Annotated in this window: 16 protein-coding genes and 1 pseudogene; 9 read left to right on the top strand and 8 right to left on the bottom strand. The window is 70.4% G+C overall.

Annotated features, from left to right (window positions below):
* Nucleotides 1-22: 22 nt before the first annotated feature.
* Nucleotides 23-613 (bottom strand): hypothetical protein, encoded by a 591-nt coding sequence (locus ACSU6L_RS37280; protein ID WP_437064110.1) that lies wholly within the window; start codon nt 611-613, stop codon nt 23-25.
* A 57-nt stretch (nt 614-670) separates the two neighbouring features.
* Nucleotides 671-2,941, bottom strand: coding sequence for an alpha-xylosidase (yicI, locus tag ACSU6L_RS37275; RefSeq protein ID WP_437064109.1), 2,271 nt, complete (start codon nt 2,939-2,941; stop codon nt 671-673).
* A gap of 414 nt (nt 2,942-3,355) precedes the next feature.
* On the opposite strand from yicI, the gene ACSU6L_RS37270 reads away from it, so the two are divergent.
* From ACSU6L_RS37270 to ACSU6L_RS37255, 4 genes are all read left to right on the top strand, one after another.
* Nucleotides 3,356-4,609, top strand: a complete 1,254-nt coding sequence (locus ACSU6L_RS37270; RefSeq protein WP_437064108.1) for an ABC transporter substrate-binding protein — start codon at nt 3,356-3,358, stop codon at nt 4,607-4,609.
* A gap of 12 nt (nt 4,610-4,621) precedes the next feature.
* A complete protein-coding gene (locus ACSU6L_RS37265) occupies nt 4,622-5,575 on the top strand; it encodes a carbohydrate ABC transporter permease (RefSeq protein ID WP_437064107.1) in 954 nt (317 codons plus the stop codon).
* 5 nt (nt 5,576-5,580) lie between these two features.
* Nucleotides 5,581-6,408: a carbohydrate ABC transporter permease gene (locus ACSU6L_RS37260; RefSeq protein WP_437064106.1), complete on the top strand. Its 828-nt coding sequence runs from the start codon at nt 5,581-5,583 to the stop codon at nt 6,406-6,408.
* Between the two features lie 66 nt (nt 6,409-6,474).
* The gene (locus ACSU6L_RS37255; RefSeq protein ID WP_437064105.1) at nt 6,475-7,863 is read left to right on the top strand and encodes a GH1 family beta-glucosidase; all 1,389 of its coding nucleotides are present in this window, start codon (nt 6,475-6,477) and stop codon (nt 7,861-7,863) included.
* A 118-nt stretch (nt 7,864-7,981) separates the two neighbouring features.
* Here ACSU6L_RS37255 and ACSU6L_RS37250 read toward each other — a convergent pair.
* Nucleotides 7,982-9,254: pseudogene (locus ACSU6L_RS37250) on the bottom strand (ROK family transcriptional regulator).
* Nucleotides 9,255-9,395: 141 nt separating this feature from the next.
* Between ACSU6L_RS37250 and ACSU6L_RS37245 the strand changes: the two are divergent.
* A complete protein-coding gene (locus tag ACSU6L_RS37245; RefSeq protein WP_437064104.1) occupies nt 9,396-9,995 on the top strand; it encodes an SUKH-4 family immunity protein in 600 nt (199 codons plus the stop codon).
* Nucleotides 9,996-10,004: 9 nt separating this feature from the next.
* Here the strand turns inward: ACSU6L_RS37245 and ACSU6L_RS37240 are convergent, their stop codons facing one another.
* Together ACSU6L_RS37240 and ACSU6L_RS37235 are read right to left on the bottom strand one after the other, a co-directional pair.
* A complete protein-coding gene (locus ACSU6L_RS37240) occupies nt 10,005-11,264 on the bottom strand; it encodes a DNA gyrase subunit B (RefSeq protein ID WP_437064103.1) in 1,260 nt (419 codons plus the stop codon).
* A gap of 128 nt (nt 11,265-11,392) precedes the next feature.
* Nucleotides 11,393-12,217, bottom strand: coding sequence for an alpha/beta fold hydrolase (locus ACSU6L_RS37235; RefSeq protein ID WP_437064102.1), 825 nt, complete (start codon nt 12,215-12,217; stop codon nt 11,393-11,395).
* A gap of 318 nt (nt 12,218-12,535) precedes the next feature.
* Here ACSU6L_RS37235 and ACSU6L_RS37230 point away from each other — a divergent pair, with 318 nt between their 5' ends.
* Nucleotides 12,536-12,799 carry a hypothetical protein gene (locus ACSU6L_RS37230; protein ID WP_437064101.1) on the top strand — a complete coding sequence of 88 codons (264 nt, stop codon included), beginning with the start codon at nt 12,536-12,538 and terminating at the stop codon, nt 12,797-12,799.
* 10 nt (nt 12,800-12,809) lie between these two features.
* On the opposite strand, the gene ACSU6L_RS37225 is transcribed toward ACSU6L_RS37230, so the two are convergent.
* On the bottom strand, nt 12,810-13,082 hold the full coding sequence (locus ACSU6L_RS37225) for a hypothetical protein (protein ID WP_437064100.1): 273 nt from the start codon (nt 13,080-13,082) through the stop codon (nt 12,810-12,812).
* A 255-nt stretch (nt 13,083-13,337) separates the two neighbouring features.
* On the bottom strand, nt 13,338-13,853 hold the full coding sequence (gene msrA / locus ACSU6L_RS37220) for a peptide-methionine (S)-S-oxide reductase MsrA (protein WP_437064099.1): 516 nt from the start codon (nt 13,851-13,853) through the stop codon (nt 13,338-13,340).
* A 375-nt stretch (nt 13,854-14,228) separates the two neighbouring features.
* Between msrA and abc-f the strand changes: the two genes are divergently transcribed.
* Genes abc-f through ACSU6L_RS37205 form a run of 3 tightly spaced genes read left to right on the top strand, consistent with a single transcriptional unit; the run spans nt 14,229 to nt 18,243 of the window.
* The gene (gene abc-f / locus ACSU6L_RS37215) at nt 14,229-15,863 is read left to right on the top strand and encodes a ribosomal protection-like ABC-F family protein (RefSeq protein ID WP_437064098.1); all 1,635 of its coding nucleotides are present in this window, start codon (nt 14,229-14,231) and stop codon (nt 15,861-15,863) included.
* Between the two features lie 16 nt (nt 15,864-15,879).
* Complete coding sequence (locus ACSU6L_RS37210) at nt 15,880-17,628, top strand: ABC-F family ATP-binding cassette domain-containing protein (RefSeq protein ID WP_437064097.1); 1,749 nt, start codon at nt 15,880-15,882, stop codon at nt 17,626-17,628.
* A gap of 51 nt (nt 17,629-17,679) precedes the next feature.
* Nucleotides 17,680-18,243 carry a CGNR zinc finger domain-containing protein gene (locus tag ACSU6L_RS37205; protein ID WP_437064096.1) on the top strand — a complete coding sequence of 188 codons (564 nt, stop codon included), beginning with the start codon at nt 17,680-17,682 and terminating at the stop codon, nt 18,241-18,243.
* A 132-nt stretch (nt 18,244-18,375) separates the two neighbouring features.
* Here ACSU6L_RS37205 and ACSU6L_RS37200 read toward each other — a convergent pair whose 3' ends face one another.
* Nucleotides 18,376-19,302 (bottom strand): hypothetical protein, encoded by a 927-nt coding sequence (locus tag ACSU6L_RS37200; protein ID WP_437064095.1) that lies wholly within the window; start codon nt 19,300-19,302, stop codon nt 18,376-18,378.
* Between the last annotated feature and the right edge of the window lie 68 nt (nt 19,303-19,370).

The following is a 19,370-nucleotide window of genomic DNA, read 5'->3' as shown; positions in this document are numbered from 1 at the left end:
CGCGGTTCACCAGAACCGACTCTCACTCAGAGAGTGTGCGGGGGCCCTGATGGTTCCCTGCGACCGGCCTGTGCGGCGGCAGTCTGCCTGCAGCGGGAGACACGGGGCCGATCAGCCAGTAGAGGATGTGGACCTCGGTGCCGAAGGCATGCCCACCCTCCAGCGCGCCGTGGTGCAAGGGCCCCAGGGAGCCCAGGGAAGCGGTCACGGCCTGCCGCGCCTTGGTGCGGAGCGCGGACTGCTGGTATCCGTCGTCCCGTGCGATCAGATCGGCCTGGTCCCAGTCCGGGTGATGGACGAGGTATTCGACGCCCTCCTCCCCTTCGACGGTGCGGTGGACGACGTGGAGTCGGTGGCCTGCGGCGAGCGGGACGGTGAAGGCCGGCCAGTCGCCGCGCTCCCACAGCCGCCGCTGGAAGTCCTGATGGCCGGCCCACGGGTGGTCCACTCCCCACAGCGGCCTGCCCGCGTCGCCCTGAGCGCAGGAGTAGAGGTGTCCGTGCCAGAACAGCCTCTGGTCGAGCAGCTCGGGGCGGCGGGCGAAGGGGCCGTCGTGGTAGCCCGGTATGCGGTCGGGGTGCGTGTCGGCGATGTCGATCACGTCGGTCATCATGCCGTCCGGCGTACCCGCCGCCCGCATGCGGATCCGGGCCCGCCGCCCCGCTTCCGGTCAGCGCAGCGGTACCGTCACCTCCCCCGTCCCTTCGGCGCTCGCACCGCCGGCGACTTGCACGGTGAAGGGCCGGTCGGTGCCGTCCGAGGTGATGTGCAGGTGGTCGCCCTCCCGGCGGACGTGGAACACGGCGGCCGGGGCGCCGGTCAGGTCGGGCACGGTGACCTGGCTGGTGTACTCGGGCGAGGTCGACGGGTGGACGAGCAGGGTCGGGTTGTCCAGCCAGTCGCCGTCGGGCCGCCGTTCGTCGCCGGCCAGCGGCAGGACGGCGCCCTCGCGGACGTAGAGCGGCAGGCTGTCGTAGCCGTGCCGTTCGCTGCGCCACACCGGGCCGGTGACCTGTTCGCCGGTGAGGAGGTGGGTCCAGGTGCCCGCGGGGAGGTAGACCTCCACCTCGCCGTCCTCGCTGAACACCGGGGCGACCAGGAGGCCGGGGCCGAGCATGTACTGGCGGTCGAGGGGGCGGCACGCCGGGTCGTGCGGGAACTCCAGCACCATGGGCCGCATCATCGGGACGCCGGTGTGGCGGGCCTCGACGGCGGCGCCGTACAGGTAGGGCATGAGGCGGTGCTTGAGCAGGGTGAAGCGCCGGGCGACATCGACGGCTTCGTCGCCGAACTCCCACGGCACCCGGTAGGACGACGAACCGTGCAGGCGGCTGTGGGACGACAGCAGGCCGAAGGCCAGCCAGCGTTTGAAGACCGCCGGGTCGGGGGTGCCCTCGAAGCCTCCGATGTCGTGGCTCCAGAAGCCGAAGCCGCTCAGCGACAGGGACAGGCCGCCGCGCAGCGACTCGGCCATGGCCTCGAAGGACGACCAGCAGTCGCCGCCCCAGTGCACGGGGTACTGCTGGCCACCGGCGGTCGCCGAGCGGGCGAACAGCACGGCCTCGCCCTGTCCGCGCTCCTTCTCCAGGAGTTCGAACACGGTCTGGTTGTACAGGTGGGTGTAGTAGTTGTGCATCCGCTCCGGGTCGGAGCCGTCGTGCCAGACGACGTCGGTGGGGACGCGCTCGCCGAAGTCCGTCTTGAAGCAGTCCACACCCTGGTCCAGCAGCGGTTTCAGCTTCGACTGGAACCAGGCGCGGGCGTCGGGGCTGGTGAAGTCGACCAGTCCCATGCCGGCCTGCCACAGGTCCCACTGCCACACGTCGCCGTTGGGCCGGCACAGCAGGTGCCCGAGCTCGGCCGCCTCGTCGAACAGCGGGGACTTCTGCGCGATGTACGGGTTGATCCAGGCGCTGACCTTCAGCCCCTTGGCCTTCAGCCGGGCGAGCATGCCGTCGGGGTCGGGGAAGACCTCGGGGTCCCACTCGAAGTCGCACCACTGGTATTCGCGCATCCAGAAGCAGTCGAAGTGGAAGACGGTCAGCGGGATGCCGCGCTCGGCCATGCCGTCGACGAACGACATCACCGTCGCCTCGTCGTAGTCCGTGGTGAAGGACGTGGTCAGCCACAGGCCGAAGGACCAGGCGGGCGGCAGGGCCGGGCGGCCGGTGAGGGCGGTGTAGCGGGTGAGGACGTCCTTCGGGGTGGGGCCGGCGACGACGTAGTACTCCAGCGTCTGGTCCTCGACGCTGAACTGCACCTGCCCGACGGATTCGGAGCCGACCTCGAAGGAGACCGCGCCGGGGTGGTTGACGAAGACTCCGTAGCCGCGCGAGGACAGGTAGAAGGGGATGTTCTTGTACGCCTGCTCGCTGCTGGTGCCGCCGTCGGCCTGCCAGATGTCGACGACCTGGCCGTTCTTGACGAACGGCGTGAAGCGCTCGCCGAGGCCGTAGATCTGCTCGCCGACACCGAGCGCGAGCTGGGCGAGGACGTGGTGCGCGCCGTCGCCGGTGGTGGCGAAGGCGGTGCCCTTGCGGCCGGCCCGGGTCAGCTCCCGTCCGTCCGCGTCGTGGAAGGTCAGGGACCAGGGGGCGGCCTGGTCCAGGCGCAGGGTCAGCGGGCCGCTGGTGAGTTCGGTGACGGTGCCGTCCCGGCGGACCTCGCCCGCACCGCCGGGCTCGGCTGTGAGCGCGAAGTCGGGTCCCGGGCGCCGCTTGCCGGCGTGGTGGGTGACGCGCACGCCGATGACGCCCTCGGCGGGTGAGAAGCAGTCGACGGTGAGGAGCGGCGCGTTGAGCGTGTCCCCTCTGCGCGTCACCTTCTGTACGGCGACATGGCTGGTGAAGCGCTTCGATTCGACGCGTACGTCGCGTACCTCGGTGGCGTAGGCCACCTGGACGCCGTCGCGGATGCGCCAGAACCCGTTGGTGAACTTCATGGTCTTCCTCGGGGGAGCGGGGCTGTTCGGAGGGGGACTGCGGAGACTGTCGCCCGGCAATTTGATCGTACACAAAACAAATTACGACTTGCAGCACATCATGATGACACTGACTCGCTGACCAGGAGTTATACCGTGCCGGGCACGGAGTGCCACTTCATGGAGTGTCTGCACGAACACGGGTACGGGGCTAGCGTGACGCCCTCGGTTGCCGTATTAGTCATCTCAGCAAACAAAGGGGCCCGGCGACGCTGCCGGGCGACACGACAGCAAGGGCCGCAGCATGTCGAAGCGCTTCAACGCGACTCCCGAGGACAGGCTCACGTTCGGCTTGTGGCGCGGCACGGCCTTCGAGCTCCTCGGCGCACGCGGCTGAACCGCCCCTCCTCCCTCTCCTACTCAAGGGCACCCAACGTGACAGCACACACTCCGGCTGCCGCGCGCCGCGGACGCTCCCGCAGGGCCGTGGCGCCGCTCGCCGCCGTCTCCGTCCTGGTCGCCGGGGCGGCTCTGACCGGATGCGGTCAGCAGCGCGACAGCGACGTCTACACCGTGATGAACTCCTCGACCGACGAGTCCTACCACCGCTGGGACGCCGAGGCGATGGCCCGCTGCGGCAAGCGGCTCGGCGTCACCATCGAGCAGCAGAGCGTCCCTGCCGCGCAGGTGATGACGAAGGCGCTGCGCATGGCGTCCTCGAAGTCGCTGCCGGACATCGTGCAGTTCGACGCCTCCGAGATGCCGACGTTCGCAGACGCGGGCGGCCTGGTCGACCTCGAGACCCTGGGCCTGAGCACCCGGGACATCCCCGAGGGCATCGTCGACTTCGGCTCCTACCAGGGGACGTACTACGGTGCGGCCCGGTCCGTGAACACCCTCGCGCTGTTCTACAACAAGGACATCCTCGACGAGGCCGGCGCGGCGGTTCCCACCACCTGGGACGAACTGCGGGAGACGGCGAAGAAGCTCACCCGGGGCAAGCGGTACGGGCTTGCGCTCAGCGCGGGCGGAGCGGAGGACGGTGTCTTCCAGTTCACGCCGTTCATGTGGTCCAACGGCGGTGACGAGACCGAGCTGGACGGGCCCCGGGTCGTGGAGGCACTCGACTACTGGAAGGCCCTGCTGGCGGACGGCTCGCTGTCGAAGTCGACGGTCAACTGGACACAGGCGGACGTCAACGACCAGTTCATGGCCGGCAACGCGGCGATGATGATCAACGGTCCGTGGCAGGTCGAGACGCTCAACACCGACAAGTCGCTGCACTGGGGCATCGCGCAGATCCCGGTGCCCGAGGCGGGTGACGACTCGGTCGGCCCGCTGGGCGGTGCCGTGCTCACCGTGCCCAACACCGGTGACGAGGAGCGGGAGCAGACGGCGGGCAGGATCGTCGCCTGTCTGGCCGGCGAGAAGGAACAGCTGACGTACGCGCTCAACAGCTGGATGGTCCCGGCCAACGCCAAGGCCGCCGCCGTATGGCGCGAGCAGGTGCCAGAACTGGACGCGCTCGCCGACCAGGTGGCCGTCGCCAGGTCCCGTACCGCCAAGCTCGGCGCCGGATGGTCGAGCGTGTCGCTCGCCCTGCAGAGCGCCTTCCAGTCCGCCCTGACCGGCCAGTCCAGCGAGGCCGCCCTGAAGCGCGCCCAGCAGCGCGCCACGAGCGGGAACTGAGGTACGCGACCCATGACCACGTCCACCGTCACCGCGCAGGCGCCGGCGAAGGCGTCCGGGACGGCTGCCGCGCCCGACCCGGCCCGGCTGCGCCGCCGCCGCAGGCTGGCCCAGTGGGGGTTCGTCGCCCCCGCGGTCGTCTTCATGCTGCTGTTCTTCGGCTACCCGCTCGTCCGCAACGTCGTGATGAGCTTCCAGCACTACACACCGAAGACGTTCTTCACCGGTGAGGCGCCCTTCAACGGCGTCGACAACTGGTCGAACGTCTTCCAGGACGCCCTGTTCGGCAAGGCGCTCTGGCACACCCTCGTGTTCACCGCGGGCTCGCTGCTCGGCCAGTTCTGCATCGGGCTCGCCCTCGCGGTGTTCTTCAGCCGCCGCTTCCCGCTGAACGGCGTCCTGCGGTCGCTGATCCTGCTGCCCTGGCTCGTGCCCATGGTCGTGTCCGGCATCGTCTGGCGGCGCATCCTCGACCAGGACACGGGCGTCCTGAACTCGTTCCTGGACACGCTCGGCCTCGGCGGCCACACCCCGTGGCTGACCAGCCCCGACATGGCGCTGCTGTCGGTGATCCTGGTCAACATCTGGATCGGCATCCCGTTCAACATGGTCATCCTGTACGGCGGTCTGCAGGAGATCCCCAAGGAGCTGTACGAGGCGTCCTCCCTGGACGGCGCCTCGGCCTGGCGGACCTTCCGCTCCATCACCCTGCCGATGCTCAAGCCGGTGATCACGGTCGTCCTCGTCCTCGGCTTCATGTCGACGGTGAAGGTCCTCGACCTGATCCTCGCCCTCACCGACGGCGGCCCGGCCGACGCCACCCAGACCCTGGGCACGCTGACCTACCAGAACTCGTTCGTCCAGCTGGACTTCGGTGCGGGCGCGGTCGTCGGCAACGTACTCGTCCTTGTCTCCGCGGTGTTCGCGGTGTTCTACCTGCGGGCCAACCGCACCGAGGGGAAGTGACGTCCGTGGCCTCTCGCACGCCCACGACATCCGGCCGCCGCTGGGGTTCCACCATCGCCGGGGTGCTCATCCTGTTCGTGATGCTGTTCCCGCTGTACTGGATGCTCAACACCGCCCTCCAGCCCGCCGCCGGTCTGCTTCAGGTCGACCCGGTGCCGAGCGGCCTGGACCTGTCCGGCTTCTCCAAGGCTCTCGACGACCAAGGCGGTCACCTGCTGACCTCGCTCGTCGTGTCGCTCGGCGCGGTCGCCATCTGCCTGGCGGTCTCCGCCCCGGCGGCGTACGGGCTCGCCCGGTTCGGGCTGCGCGGCTCGCGGACGATCGTGTTCGGCACGCTGATCACCCAGATGGTGCCGGGCATCGTCATCGCCAACGCGCTCTACAACTCGTACGTCGACCTGGGCCTGGTCAACTCCTACTTCGGCCTGATGCTGGCGGACGCCTCCCTCGGCATCCCGTTCTCGATCGTGCTGATGCGGTCCTTCATGGTGTCGATCCCCGGTGAGGTGATCGAGGCGGCGCAGATGGACGGCGCGGGGCCGGTGCGGACGTTCGTACGGGTGGTGCTGCCGATGAGCCGCAACTCGCTGATCACCTCGGGCCTGTTCGCCTTCCTGTTCTCGTGGAGCGACTTCATGTTCGCGCTCACCCTGAACACGACCGACGACGTCAAGCCGGTCACGCTCGGCATCTACCAGTACATCGGCGCGCACGTCGGCGACTGGGGTTCGGTGATGGCCGCGTCCGTGCTGTCCGCGGTGCCCGCGGCGATCCTGCTCGTCCTCGCCCAGAAGTACATCGCCGCCGGCATCACCGGCGGTTCCGTCAAGTGACCCGCACTGGCCGGACTGACCCGCACTGACCGTACTGACCCGCACTCCTGGAAACGGCTGCATCAGATGAGTGACTTGAACGACTTCCCCAGCTTTCCGCCCGGCTTCGTCTTCGGCGCCGCGACCGCCTCGTACCAGATCGAGGGCGCGGCGCGGGAGGACGGCCGCGGCCCCTCGATCTGGGACACCTACAGCCACACCCCCGGCCTGGTGGCGGGCGGCGACACCGGTGACGTCGCCTGCGACCACTACCACCGCTATCCGCAGGACGTGGCCCTGCTGCGGGAACTGGGCGTGGGTTCGTACCGCTTCTCGATCGCCTGGCCGCGCATCGTGCCGGACGGCACCGGCCCGGTGAACCCGAAGGGACTGGACTTCTACTCCCGGCTGGTCGACGAGCTGCTGTCGGCCGGCATCGAACCCGCCGCCACCCTCTACCACTGGGACCTGCCGCAGGCGCTGGAGGACCGGGGCAGCTGGCGGGTGCGGGAGACGGCGGAGCGGTTCGCCGAGTACACCGCCGTGGTCGCCGAGCACCTGAGCGACCGCGTGCCGCGCTGGATCACTCTCAACGAGCCCTGGTGCAGTGCCTTCCTCGGCTACTCCGTCGGACGGCACGCCCCGGGTGCCCGCGAGGGCCGGGGGGCGCTGGCCGCGGCCCACCACCTCCTCGTCGGCCACGGTCTGGCCGTACGGGCGCTGCGCGCGGCGGGAGCACGCGAGGTGGGCATCACGCTCAACCTCGACCACAACCTGCCGGCCACCGACTCAGCCGCAGACCTGGCGGCCGTCGTCCGCGCGGACACCCAGCACAACCTGGTGTGGACCGAACCGCTCCTGGCGGGCCGCTACCCGGCCACGGAGGAGGAGACCTGGGGCGAACTGATCACCGGGCAGGACTTCCGGCGGGACGGCGACCTGGAGCTGATCTCCCAGCCGCTGGACTTCCTCGGCATCAACTACTACCGGCCCATCGTCGTCGCCGACGCCCCGCACCGCGAGCACGACCCCGCGCGCCGCGTGGCCACGGACAACCGCTACGAGGAGGTACGGCTCCCCGGCGTGCGGCACACCGCGATGGACTGGCCGGTGGTCCCCGGCACCTTCACCGACCTGCTGGTGCGCTTGAAGAACCAGTACGGCGACGCGCTGCCCCCCGTCCACGTCACGGAGAACGGCTCCGCCGAGGACGACACCGTGAGCCCCGACGGCGCGGTCCACGACACCGACCGCGTGGCCTACCTGCGGGACCACCTCACCGCACTGCGGGCCGCGATGGACGCGGGCGTGGACGTCCGGGGCTACTACGTGTGGTCACTGCTGGACAATTTCGAGTGGGCCTACGGCTACGCCAAGCGCTTCGGGATCGTTCGGGTCGACTACGAGACGCAGCGGCGTATTCCGAAGGACAGCTACCACTGGTACAGGGCGATGATCGCTGCGCAGGGTGGCTGATGGCGTGGGGCTGATGGGGGGCAGGGTGAGTGGGTGGTGGGCGCGGGGGCGCGGTCGGCGGGTGTTGGGCAGCGAGGACCGTTTTCCGGTTCCGTTGTCACCTGCTCGCCCACCCCGCCTACTCCCCGGCCGTGCTCGCTTCGCTCCGCGGTCCGCTCTCGCCTCGCTCGGCGTAGGCCGCCGGATCGGCGAGCACCTCCCTGACCACGACACCGGCCGCACCCCGTGCCGCGTCGCCCAGCGGGGAGGCCGCCCGCAGCCGGGTCCGGTCCTCGCTCCACAACCCGGACACCACCCGGCGCGCGAGCTCGCGGTCGACGGCGGGAGCGAGCCACTCGTACAGCTCCCGGTAGACGCCGCCGAGCATCACCGCGTCCGGGTCGAAGAGATTCACCGCGCCCGACACCGCCACGCCCAGCTGCCGTCCGGCGCCCTCCATCGCGGCCAGCGCGGACGGATCCTGCTGCCGGGCCCGCCGCCGGAGTTCGGCGACGCCCGGCACACCGGCGTCCGCGTCGATGCCGGCGGTGCTCAGCAGGGCGGCCTGCCCCGCGTACTGTTCCAGACAGCCCCGAGCCCCGCACCGGCACGGCCGCCCGTCCGGATCGACGACCATGTGCCCGATCTCGCCCGCGAAGCCGTGGGCGCCGCGCAGCAGCTCCCCGTTGAGGACGAGGGCTCCGCCGATCCCGATCTCGCCGGTCAGATACAGGAAACTTCGCACGCCCCCGGTCCCGGTGCCGTACCAGAGCTCCGCGAGCGCGGCGGCGTCGGCCTCGTTGTCCGAGCTGACCGGAAGTGCCCGGGCGGGCCAAAGCGCCAGCAGCGCCTGGGCGAAGACACCCTCGACGGCGACCCGCTTCCAGCCGAGGTTGGGGGGCCTGGCGGACGGTACCCCCGGCGACCAGACCCGGCACCGCGACATGGGCGCCGACCGGTTCCAGGCCCTGCTCGGCGGCCGAGCCCAGTGCTCGCTCGGCCAGCCGCGCCGCCCGCGCCAGCACCTGCGACGGCTGCACCCCGCGGCTGTCGAAGTGCTCCACGAGCCTGACGCGATCGGTGCCCGCGAGGTCGACGACGCATACGACGATGTAGTCGACGTTGATCTCCACGCCCAGCCCCGCCGGACCCGTACGGGCCACTTTGAGGACCGTGCCGGGGCGTCCGGCCTGGCCGCTGCTCGTCTTGCCCCACTCGGTGACGAAGCCGCAGTCCAGCAGTTGCTCGACGAGGGACGACACCGCGGCCCGGGTCAGACCGACACGCGCGGCGATCCCGGCCCTGGTCACCTCACCCGTGTCGTGCACGGTCCTCAGCACCAGGCTCAGGTTGTGCCGTCTGACGGTGACTTTGTCGGCCTTCGGCCCCAGCGGGATCACATTGCTCTTCATCTCGGTGTCGAGCGTAGCGACGGGGCTGGTGAAACGGCCGCGCCGGGGGCACACGCCCTCCCGCCTCCCCGCGGGCCGGCGGCGGTGCGATTGACTGGAGTCGGCAATGATCGAACACGCGGAACTCATGGGGGCCACGCAGTGAAGAGCAAAGACACTCCGCTGACACCGGACGCCGTATGGCTGGAGGAGCGGCTGGGCGCGGGCACCCTCTGGCGGCCGGACGAAGGCGATCTGCCGGCCGAGCTGACCGATGCCGAGTCGAGGGAGTTCCTGCTCAAGGTCGGCTTTCCCGCCGTCCGCCTCGACGTGGCGGGGATCGACACGAGGCATGTGCGCCACAAGGACGGGCTGAACGCGTTCGATGCCGACGAGATCTACGGCAACCGCTACCCCGACGACGACAGCCCGCCCGAGAACTTCTGCTTCGCCGTCGCCACCTCGGGCGACCAGCACCTGATGCTCGACGCGGCGGACGGCGGCATCACCCACTACGACCCCAACGGGTGGGACCACGGGCAAGGGTGGCAGGGACCGGCCGCCGATTCCCTCCCCGTGCTGGCCGTGCTCCTCGGGCTGATCGCCGAGTCGAGCGACGCCCTGCGATCGGACGACGACGCGGTACGCACGGCCGCCGTCACCGATCTGCGTGAGCGCATGATCCGCCAGGACCTGAACGTGGACGATTCCGCGTTCTGGGACGAGATCTTCGAGAACCTGGGGTGGGAACGGGACCAGTGAGGACAGGGGTCAGTCGCAGTCGGCACCTCGGACGATTCGGCTGACGACGGCCGCGGCCGGCTGCGGCGCGTCCGCCAACCAGGCGCCCACGTTTTCCCGGACGGCGTGCGCGACACAGTCACGTACCGCGGGATTGCCCAGGACACCGCGCGTGGAGCCCAGGTACTCGGGACGGTCGAGTTTCACCGAGACGACCGCGGTCAATCCCGCGCCGACTCGGTCGGCGGTGAGGTCGGGGTCCGCGTCCGTCGGCAGCTGTCGCTGCCGGGCGAAGGCGTTGATCGCGGCCGCCATCCCGTCGTGGAAGCCCACCGTGTGCGACCCTCCGTCGGGGGTGGGTGCGCTGTCGGCAAAGCTCCGGATCCGTTCCGTGGGGGTGTCGTTCCACCTCAGCGCCACCTCCACCGAACCGGCCATCAGCGGGTACTCCTGCTCGAAGCCGAGGACGTCCGTCTGAGCGGACGTCCCGGCCGAAGCGTCGAGGAAGGCGACGAAGTCCCGGGCTCCGCCCGGGGAGAGGAAACGCGCCTCGCGGGGCCGGCTCGGGGAGCGCCGGTCGGTCAGTGAGACGGCGAGTCCGCGGTTCAGGAAGGCCAGTTCCCTGAAGCGCTCCGCCAGCGCGTCGAACGAGTGATCCACCGTGTCGAAGATGCCGGTGTCGGGCCGGAAGAGGATGGTGGTGCCGCTTCCGTTCGTCGGCCCGGCCCGCTCGGGCGGGCCGACCGCGACACCTCGCTCGTAATGCTGCACCCAGCGGACACCGTCGCGCCGTGCCTCTGCCGTCAGGAAGCTCGACAGGGCGTTGGCGACATGGGGCCCGATGCCGAAGAGGCCCAAGGGTATGGAGTGACGGCCGCCGGGCGGCGGCCCGTCGTGCGCGCGAGTCAGCAGCGCTTCGAGACTGGGACCGCCACTGTCCCCATCGGCCCCGACGGGAATCCCAGGCCCGTCGATGCCGACCCGTACGCAACCGTCGGCTGTCAGCTCGACGTCGACACGACCGGCACGACCGGCGAGAACCTCGTTGACCGCCCAGTCGGAGACTTCGAACACTTGGTGGTGCAGTCCGCGTTCGCCGGTCGAGCCGACATACATCCCGGGCCGCTTCCGGATGGCTGCCGCCCCCTCCAGCACCTGGATGTGGGTGGTGTCGTACTCGACCCGGTCCTCACTCACGAAGTCCCCTCCGGCGGTGTCGGGCTTAGCTCCACAGCTTAGGCACTCTCCCGGAAAACGCCAGGTCAAAGCTGGTTTACTGGATGTCTGCACGGGCCGGTGAGCAGCCCTCAGACTCCGGTCGGCCAAGGGCCCGTGAACACCCGCCCGAGGGCGGCCAGGACCCCGCCGAAGCCGTACACGACCCCTTCTCCGACCTCCCGCCGGTCTCTGCTTTCAGATCAGGACGGCAGAGCCCCATTACCGCCGTCGACCTCGCGCCAGAAGGCGTCGACCCGTGCGTTGAAAGCGTCCGGGGACTCCTGGAACGGCCGGTGGGCCTCCCCCGTCATGACCTCGAAGCGGGCGCCCGGGATGGCGTCGGCCACGACCCGCCCGAGCCAAGGCGGCGTGGCCCTGTCCAGTTCGCCGGCCAGGACGAGGGTCGGTGCCGTGATGGCGGGCAGCCGCTCGAGGGTGTCGTGCGGCACGAACGCCTCGAGTTGACGCTGGAATGCCTCGGCGGGCTGCGGATACGGGAAGGCGAGCGCTTCGTCGATGATCCGCTGCACCGTGCCGTCGGCGTGGGCGCGTGGCGTGTGGATCCACAGGAAGAACGCCTCCTGCATGGCGCGTTCGTCGGGCGCCTCCGTCGCCAGCCAGTGCCAGAAGCGGGTCATGGCGGTGAAGTAGGCGTCGGCCCTCGCCCAAGTGCTCATCAGGACGAGGCTGCGGAGGACGTCCGGGTGACGGAGTGCCAGTTCCTGAGCGATCGCGCTGCCGCCCGAGAAACCGGCGACATGCGCCTTGTCGACCCGGAGCGCCCGGAGCAGTTCCGCGGCGTCGTCCGCCATCATGGCCACGCTCATGGGTCCCTCGGGCAACGGCGTCCGCCCCGACCCCCGGTTGTCGAAGGCGATGAGCCGGTACCGGTCCGACAGCCCGTCGAGCTGCGCCTGCCAGGCCTCGGCGGGGTCGCTCAGCCCGGCGATCAGCAGGACGTCCGGCCCCTCACCACGGGTCTCGGTCCAGAGCGTGGTTCCGTTGACTTCGACGTACTCGCCCATGGAATACACCTCCCACGCCATGATCTCCGCTTCCGGCCGAGATGCGAATACCACCGCGCACCAGGTCTCCTGTGCGATGCGGGCCGTCGGCACCGGCGGTGGGCCACCGTATGCTTGCCCGCGTTGGGGGTGGGGGTGAACAGTACCGTTCTCGAATCAGTTCTCGAATCTGTCAGGTACTCCGCGATCTGTCAGGACTGCGGTGCGGAGCTGGAGTGCTGCGGTGTCCAAGCCCTCGTTGACGGCGGCGGCTTGCGGTGGGATGTCGAGTCGACGTGTTCCGCCTGCGGATTCGCGATCGCCGCGTGCGGTGGGGAGATGCCGAGCGAACGTCGGGATCAGATGCTCATCGAGCATGGACCGGCCGAGCTGCAAGTGATCAGTCCATCGGCGAAACATGTCGTGATCATGCGGGTTCTGCGTGCCGAACTCGGTATCGACCTGGTCGATGCCAAGGCTGTACTGCGCCGCGTGCTGAACGGTGACTACTCGGGGACCCTCCCTGAGATGGAACTCCTGGCCCGCAGGCTGCGGGCGTCCGGCATCCCCGCCGTGGCCGCTCGGTCACGCCCCGCGAACTGACGGGCGAACTTCACGGGGTGTCGCCGGTCCAGTCGAAGCGGTGTGGGTCGCCGCGGCGTGGGTCGTACAGTGCTCGTCCGCCCGCGCCGAACCGGCCCAGCTCGGTGGGGAGGGCGACGCCGGTGTCGATCTCGTCCTGCGTCCAACCGGTGATGTCGAGCAGCAGCCCGTCCAGCGGCCCGCCGACCAGTTCGACGTAGCGCTGGCCCGGCTTCGGGCCCGGGTGGTCGTGGTCGGCGCCGTAGACCCGGCCGCGCAGCAGCTGCTCATCCTCGCTGTCCATGTCGGCAAGCCTCGCAGGCACCACTGACAGTGCGGGTCCGCTCATGAGGCGCCAGCCCGGCGGACCTGGGCCGGCAGACGTCCCGCCGCTACGAGCACCGCACCATCGCGGACATCGGCCACAACCTGCCCCAGGAGGCGCCCACCGCCTTCGCCCAGGCAGTGGTCGACGCCGATCATCTCTGAGCTCCGCACCGACACCGCTGCTCACACTTACGGCCGGAAGGAGCGGTGCTCCTCCCGGCCGCGCCGGTCGTCAGGACTCGTCGCGCCTGGGCAGACGCCAGTTCCGACGCGGGAAATGGCAGGTGTAGCCGTCCGGGTAGCGCTGCAGGTAGTCCTGGTGCTCCGGCTCGGCCTCCCAGAACTCACCGGCCGGCTCCAGCTCGGTCACCACCGGTCCCGGCCACAGCCCGGACGCCTCGACGTCGGCGATGGTGTCCTGCGCGACGCGCCGCTGCTCGTCGTCGAGGTAGAAGATGGCGGAGCGGTAGCTGAGGCCGACGTCGTTGCCCTGCCGGTTCCTCGTGGTCGGGTCGTGGATCTGGAAGAAGTACTCCAGGATCGTGCGGTAGTCGGTGGCCGAGGGATCGAATACGATCTCGATCGACTCCGCGTGCCGGCCGTGATCGCGGTAGGTGGGACGGGGCTTGTCGTTGTCGCCGGTGTAGCCCACACGGGTACGCACCACGCCGGGCAGCGACCGGATGAGCTCCTGCATGCCCCAGAAGCACCCGCCCGCCAGCAGTGCCTTTTCCTCCACGTCACTCATGACCCTTCAGCCTCCTCTGCGTGTCATGCACTCGTGCGCTCGCGCAGTCGTGCTCGGACCCAGCCTCGCACACGGCTGGATCCTCACCGTTGCATCACCGCACTGAAAGGTGACGCAAGGCGCGGCGTCACGGCAACCGCCTCCTCCCGGCAGCGGGACACGAGCTGCTACGCTCGTGAATGACCTAGATCGTCTATCGAGGAGTCACAGACGTGGTGGGTGAAGACGACATCTCCGGGTGAGATCCGGATCTGACGGCCACCGGCCGGCGCCAAGGGGCGCTGCTGAGGTGGTCCGTTTCGTCGTACCCACTTTTCCCCGTCTGCCCAGGGCAGAGGTCCAAGCTCTGCCCCAGTACCTCCGAGGTAGCCATCCATGTCCGACGCTGCCGTCGTCTGCTCGAACCTGTCCTTCGCCTGGCCCGACGACACCCCCGTCTTCCACGACCTGTCCTTCACCGTGTCCCCCGGCCGTACGGGCCTGGTCGCCCCGAACGGCTCCGGCAAGAGCACTCTCCTCAAGCTGATCGCGGGTGAACTGAAGCCCGTCAGCGGCTCGGTGACCGTCAACGGAACGCTGGGTCATCTCCCGCAGAGCCTGCCCCTGACCGGGAACCTCACGGTCGCCGAGGTGCTCGGCGTCGCCGAGGTGATCCGGGCCCTCGACGCCGTCGAGTCCGGCGACGTCAGCGAGGAGCACTTCACCACCATCGGCGACGACTGGGACATCGAGGAGCGCACCCGTGCCCAGCTCGACCGCCTCGGCCTGGCCGATCTCACCCTGGACCGCGGCCTGAGCACGCTGAGCGGCGGCCAGGTCGTCTCACTCGGCCTCGCCGCCCAGTTGCTCAAGCGTCCCGACGTCCTCCTGCTCGACGAACCCACCAACAACCTCGACCTCGAGGCCCGGCACAAGCTGTACGACGTACTGTCGGACTTCGGCGGCTGTCTGCTCCTCGTCAGCCACGACCGGGCGCTGCTCGACCGCATGGAACGCGTCGCCGAACTCGGCAGCGACGAACTGCGCCTGTTCGGCGGGAACTTCACTGAGTACGAGGAGGCGGTGCGCGCCGAGCGGGAGGTCGCCGAGAAGAACGTCCGCAACGCCGAGCAGGAGCTGAAGCGGGAGAAGCGGGAGATGCAGCAGGCCCGCGAACGCGCCGAGCGCCGCGCGAGCAACGCCGCCCGCAACCTCAGGAACGCCGGTCTGCCCCGCATCTTCGCCGGCAACATGAAGCGGGGCGCCCAGGAGTCCGCGGGCCGGGCCGGACAGACGCACGCGGCCCGGGTGAGCGACGCCAAGGCCCGCCTCGACGAGGCCGGGCGGGCACTGCGCGAGGAACAGCGCCTCACCCTGGAACTGCCCGAGACCCAGGTGCCCGCCGGTCGCAACCTCTTCCTCGCCAAGGCGATGCAGGTCCACCTCGGAGACAAGGCCGTGTTCGCGGCGGACGGTGTGGACCTGGCCGTCCGAGGTCCGGAGCGCATCGCGCTGACCGGCCCCAACGGCGCAGGGAAGACCACGCTGATGCGTCTCGTCACCGGCGAACTCGCCCCCGACCGGGGGGAGATCAAGCGCAACGACGGCCGGATCGCCTACCTGTCCCAGCGTCTGGACCTGCTGGACCCGGAACGCACCGTGGCGGAGAACTTCGCCGAGTCTGCGCCCGAGCGGCCCGAGGCGGAGCGAATGAACCTGCTGGCCCGCTTCCTCTTCCGGGGCCCGCGGGCACACCTGCCGGTCGGGGTGCTCTCCGGCGGCGAGCGGCTGCGCGCCACCCTGGCGTGCGTGCTGTGCGCGGAGCCGGCCCCCCATCTGCTGCTGCTCGACGAGCCCACCAACAATCTCGACCTGGTCAGCGCGGCCCAGTTGGAGAGCGCGCTCAACTCCTATCAGGGCGCCTTCATGGTGGTCAGTCACGACGAGCGGTTCCTCGCCGAGATCGGCATCAGCCGCTGGCTGCGGCTCGCCGACGGGGCGCTCAGGGAGACCGGGGCCCCAGCGGTGTGAGCCGCCGGAGTGCGCGATGGCCCGCACCCGAGGCCGCGTGCCCGGCGGGCCGACCACCCCTGACACCGGACGGACACCCGTGCCCCACCAAACCACTTTGCACGCCCACGACCTCGTCCGCTCCCTGGGCGGCCGCCGTGTCCTCGACGGCATCTCCCTGACCGCCTCCCCCGGCCACCGGATCGGCCTGATCGGGGAGAACGGCGTCGGCAAGTCCACCCTGCTGCGGGTGCTGGCCGGCGTGGAGGAACCCGACGCGGGAAGCGTCTCGCGCCCGGGCGACCTCGGCTTCCTCCACCAGGAGATGCCGTACGACGCCGGCTCGACGATCGCCGCGGTGCTGGACGAGGCCCTGCGTGAAGCCCGCGATGACCTCGCGGAACTGGACCGGCTCGGCGAGGAGCTGGCCCGCGTCCCGGACCACGACCCCTTCCACCAGGAACTCCTCGACGCCTACGGCAGGCGGCTGGAACAGGCCCAGGACCGTGAGTCCTGGGACGCCGACCGCCGCGCCGCCCTGGTACTGGACGGCCTGGGCCTCGGCGCGGTCGGTCACCACCGCACGCTCGGCTCGCTCTCCGGCGGGCAGCGCGGCCGGCTCGCCCTGGCCGCCCTGCTCGTGCGGCGGCCGTCGGCGCTACTGCTGGACGAGCCGACCAACCACCTCGACGACGATGCCGCCGCCTTCCTGGAGGAGCAGGTCCGCGGACTGTCCGGGGCAGTCCTCGTCGCCGGTCACGACCGCGCGTTCCTCGACGCCGTCTGCACCGACGTGATCGACCTCGACCCGGCGGTGGACGGCCCGGTCCGCTACGGCGGCAACTACAGCGCCTACCTGTCCGAGAAACGCGCGGAGCGGGAGCGCTGGGAGCGGCGGTACGCCGAGGAGCAGCAGGAGTTGGAGGAGCTGCGCCACTCGGCGGGCGTGACCGCGCACCGGGTGGCACCGGACCGCGGCCGGCGCGACAACGAGAAAATGGGTTACGGCCGCAGGGCGGGCCGGGTGCAGAAGCAGATCTCCCGCCGGGTGCGCAACGCCACCCGGCGGCTGGAGGAACTGGAACGCACCCAGGTCGCCGAGCCGCCGCGCCCGCTGCGCTTCGCGCCCGGGGACCTGACCGCGCAGGCGGAGGAGAGCTCGCAGGCGGAGGGGAGTCAGCGGCCTCTGGTGGCCCTGCGCGACGTGCGGGTGCCGGGCCGGCTCGTGCTGGACGGCCTCGACGTGTCGGCCACCGACCGGCTGCTGGTCACGGGAGGCAACGGGGCGGGCAAGTCGACGCTGCTCGCCGTGCTCGCCGGCCGTCTGACGGCCGAGGGCGAGGTACGCAGGCGGTGCGGGCTGACCGTGGGCCTGCTCACCCAGGACACCGTGTTCGAGCGGCCCGAGCGCACGGTCCGCGACACCTACGAACTGTCGCTCGGTCCGGCGCGGGCCGAGAAGGTGCCGCTGGGCTCGCTCGGCCTGATGCACGAGGCGGACCTGGACAAACCCGTCGGACAGCTGTCCGTGGGCCAGCGTCGCCGCCTGGCCCTGGCCCTGCTGGTGGCCCGCCCGCCCCAGCTGCTGCTGCTCGACGAGCCGACCAACCACCTCTCCCCACGACTGTGCGACGAGCTGGAGGCGGCGCTGGGCACCGGACCGGGCGCGATCGTGATCGCCAGCCACGACCGCTGGCTGCGGCGGCGGTGGCAGGGCCGAGAGATCCGGCTGGAGCCGGGACACGACCGACAGCGGGAGGTGGCACCGGTCCGTTCGCTCATCTGACGGCGACGGGGCTCCTTGCGTGCCACTTGAGTCACCTGTCAGGATGGTGACGTGAATCTTGACCACCTGTTCGTCTGCGGGCATCCGGCGCTCGACTTCGCGGCCACTCTCCGGGCCCGGCGCTCGACCCGGCTCGAGATGCTCGTGACCCCGGAGCGGCTGAACGCCTGGTACCTGGAATCCGGGCTCGTGGACACGATCACTCCCGCCGAGGAGAAGGACGTCCGGGAGGCGACCACGGTGCGTGAGGCCGTCTACCGGCTCATCACCAACCGCCGCCTCGACGAGGAACTCGACCGCGAAGCGCTCGCCGTGCTCAACGGCGCCGCGCGCAAGGCGCCCGCGACACCGCAGCTCACCGTGACCGGACGGCACACCGAGGCGACTCCCGAGCAGGCCCTGGCCACCGTGGCCCGGCAGGCCGTCGAACTGCTCAGCGGCCCGGACGTCCCGCTACTGAAGGAGTGCGGCGACCCGGAGTGCACGCGCGTCTACATCGACCGGTCCCGTGGCATGCGGCGCCAGTGGTGCGGCATGGAGTCCTGCGGCAACAAGTACAAGGCCGCCGCCTACCGCGCACGCAAGAAAACCGCGTCCGCCGGGACCGCGCACTGACCGCTCGGCCCCGGGCATCGCACAAGGATCCCGCCGGGTCGCAGTGACTCCAGGAACGCCCAGAGTTCCGGGCTCTCAGTCTGACCAGTCGATGCCCGCCACCCTGGCACAGGGCGTCGTGGGCGGGACCGCTCAGACAGTCCGTTCGGCGCCGTAGTAGCCGTGGTTCATGCAGAACCGCATGGCGTCGGTGCCGTCCGCGCGGATGTGCTCGACGAGCAGGGACTTCAGCGACTTCGGGAGGTTTCTGCCCTGCGCCTTGGTCCATTCGACCGTGGAGAACAACTGGGCGGCGCCGTCGAGTTGGGCCGGAGTCAGCGGGGACGCGACACACGCGGCGAGGACGAGGCCGGGGTTCTCGGCCAGGAGCTGGCGGAGTACCGCCATGTCGTACCACTTCATGCCGCCGCTGGACCGCCGGGCGGACACTCCGAGCCAGGCCAGGAGGAGCCGGATCCGTTCGCCGCTGTCGGGATACTGCTGCCGGGCGAGAGCGGCGAGCCGGTCGCCGGCCTGCTGACAGCCATCCGACCAGGCCTCGTAGTCTCGCGCAGGCGGGCGGGCCACGTCCGCTGCGGCCTGGACCAGCCCCTCCGGCGCAGCCTGTATCCACTCCGTCCGGCGCCGCTCCTCCTCGGCCTCTTCGCGGGCCAGTCCCTCCTGCACGCTCCGCGATCGGGTCAGTCCTCGTTCCGCCAGCCACGCGGTGAGCGCCGGGCCGTCCCTCAGATCGGCATCGCAGTCGCCCAGCCCGCGCAGACCGGACCGGTGGTGCAGCGTCCAGCGGGCGATCAGGTCTCCCTGCGTGCCGTACACCGTGATCGTCGGCCAGCCGATGCAGCGGCATCTGTCGCCGGTGCCGCCGTCCACGATGGCGAGGCGCCGCGCCAGTTCACCGATCTCGGCGCCGGTCACGGTGAGGCGGGGCAGGTCGGCGGAGTCGGCCTCGGCGGGTGACGCCTCGACAATGACGACACGCTCGGCACGGTCCAGCACCTGCCGCAGCCGAGCGGTCGTCGGCCGGTTCTCACCCGTACCCTCTGCCTCTTCGTAGTTCACGGAAGTGACGATACGACGCTCGCCAGCCCGCCATTGACGAACCGTCGCGAGAGACCGAGGCCGATACC

Source organism: Streptomyces sp. enrichment culture, assembly GCF_964272855.1.
GTDB lineage: Bacteria > Actinomycetota > Actinomycetes > Streptomycetales > Streptomycetaceae > Streptomyces.
Note: the sequence above shows the minus strand (reverse complement) of the source record. Positions and strands in the feature narration are given on the sequence as shown.

Coding starts and splice junctions, on each gene's coding strand:
- yicI (WP_437064109.1), bottom strand. CDS start 2,941: ATGAAGTTCACCAACGGGTTCTGGCGCATCCGCGACGGCGTCCAGGTG.
- ACSU6L_RS37235 (WP_437064102.1), bottom strand. CDS start 12,217: ATGGGCGAGTACGTCGAAGTCAACGGAACCACGCTCTGGACCGAGACC.
- msrA (WP_437064099.1), bottom strand. CDS start 13,853: ATGAGTGACGTGGAGGAAAAGGCACTGCTGGCGGGCGGGTGCTTCTGG.
- ACSU6L_RS37265 (WP_437064107.1), top strand. CDS start 4,622: ATGACCACGTCCACCGTCACCGCGCAGGCGCCGGCGAAGGCGTCCGGG.
- abc-f (WP_437064098.1), top strand. CDS start 14,229: ATGTCCGACGCTGCCGTCGTCTGCTCGAACCTGTCCTTCGCCTGGCCC.
- ACSU6L_RS37280 (WP_437064110.1), bottom strand. CDS start 613: ATGATGACCGACGTGATCGACATCGCCGACACGCACCCCGACCGCATA.
- ACSU6L_RS37210 (WP_437064097.1), top strand. CDS start 15,880: ATGGCCCGCACCCGAGGCCGCGTGCCCGGCGGGCCGACCACCCCTGAC.
- ACSU6L_RS37225 (WP_437064100.1), bottom strand. CDS start 13,082: ATGGACAGCGAGGATGAGCAGCTGCTGCGCGGCCGGGTCTACGGCGCC.
- ACSU6L_RS37230 (WP_437064101.1), top strand. CDS start 12,536: ATGCCGAGCGAACGTCGGGATCAGATGCTCATCGAGCATGGACCGGCC.
- ACSU6L_RS37255 (WP_437064105.1), top strand. CDS start 6,475: ATGAGTGACTTGAACGACTTCCCCAGCTTTCCGCCCGGCTTCGTCTTC.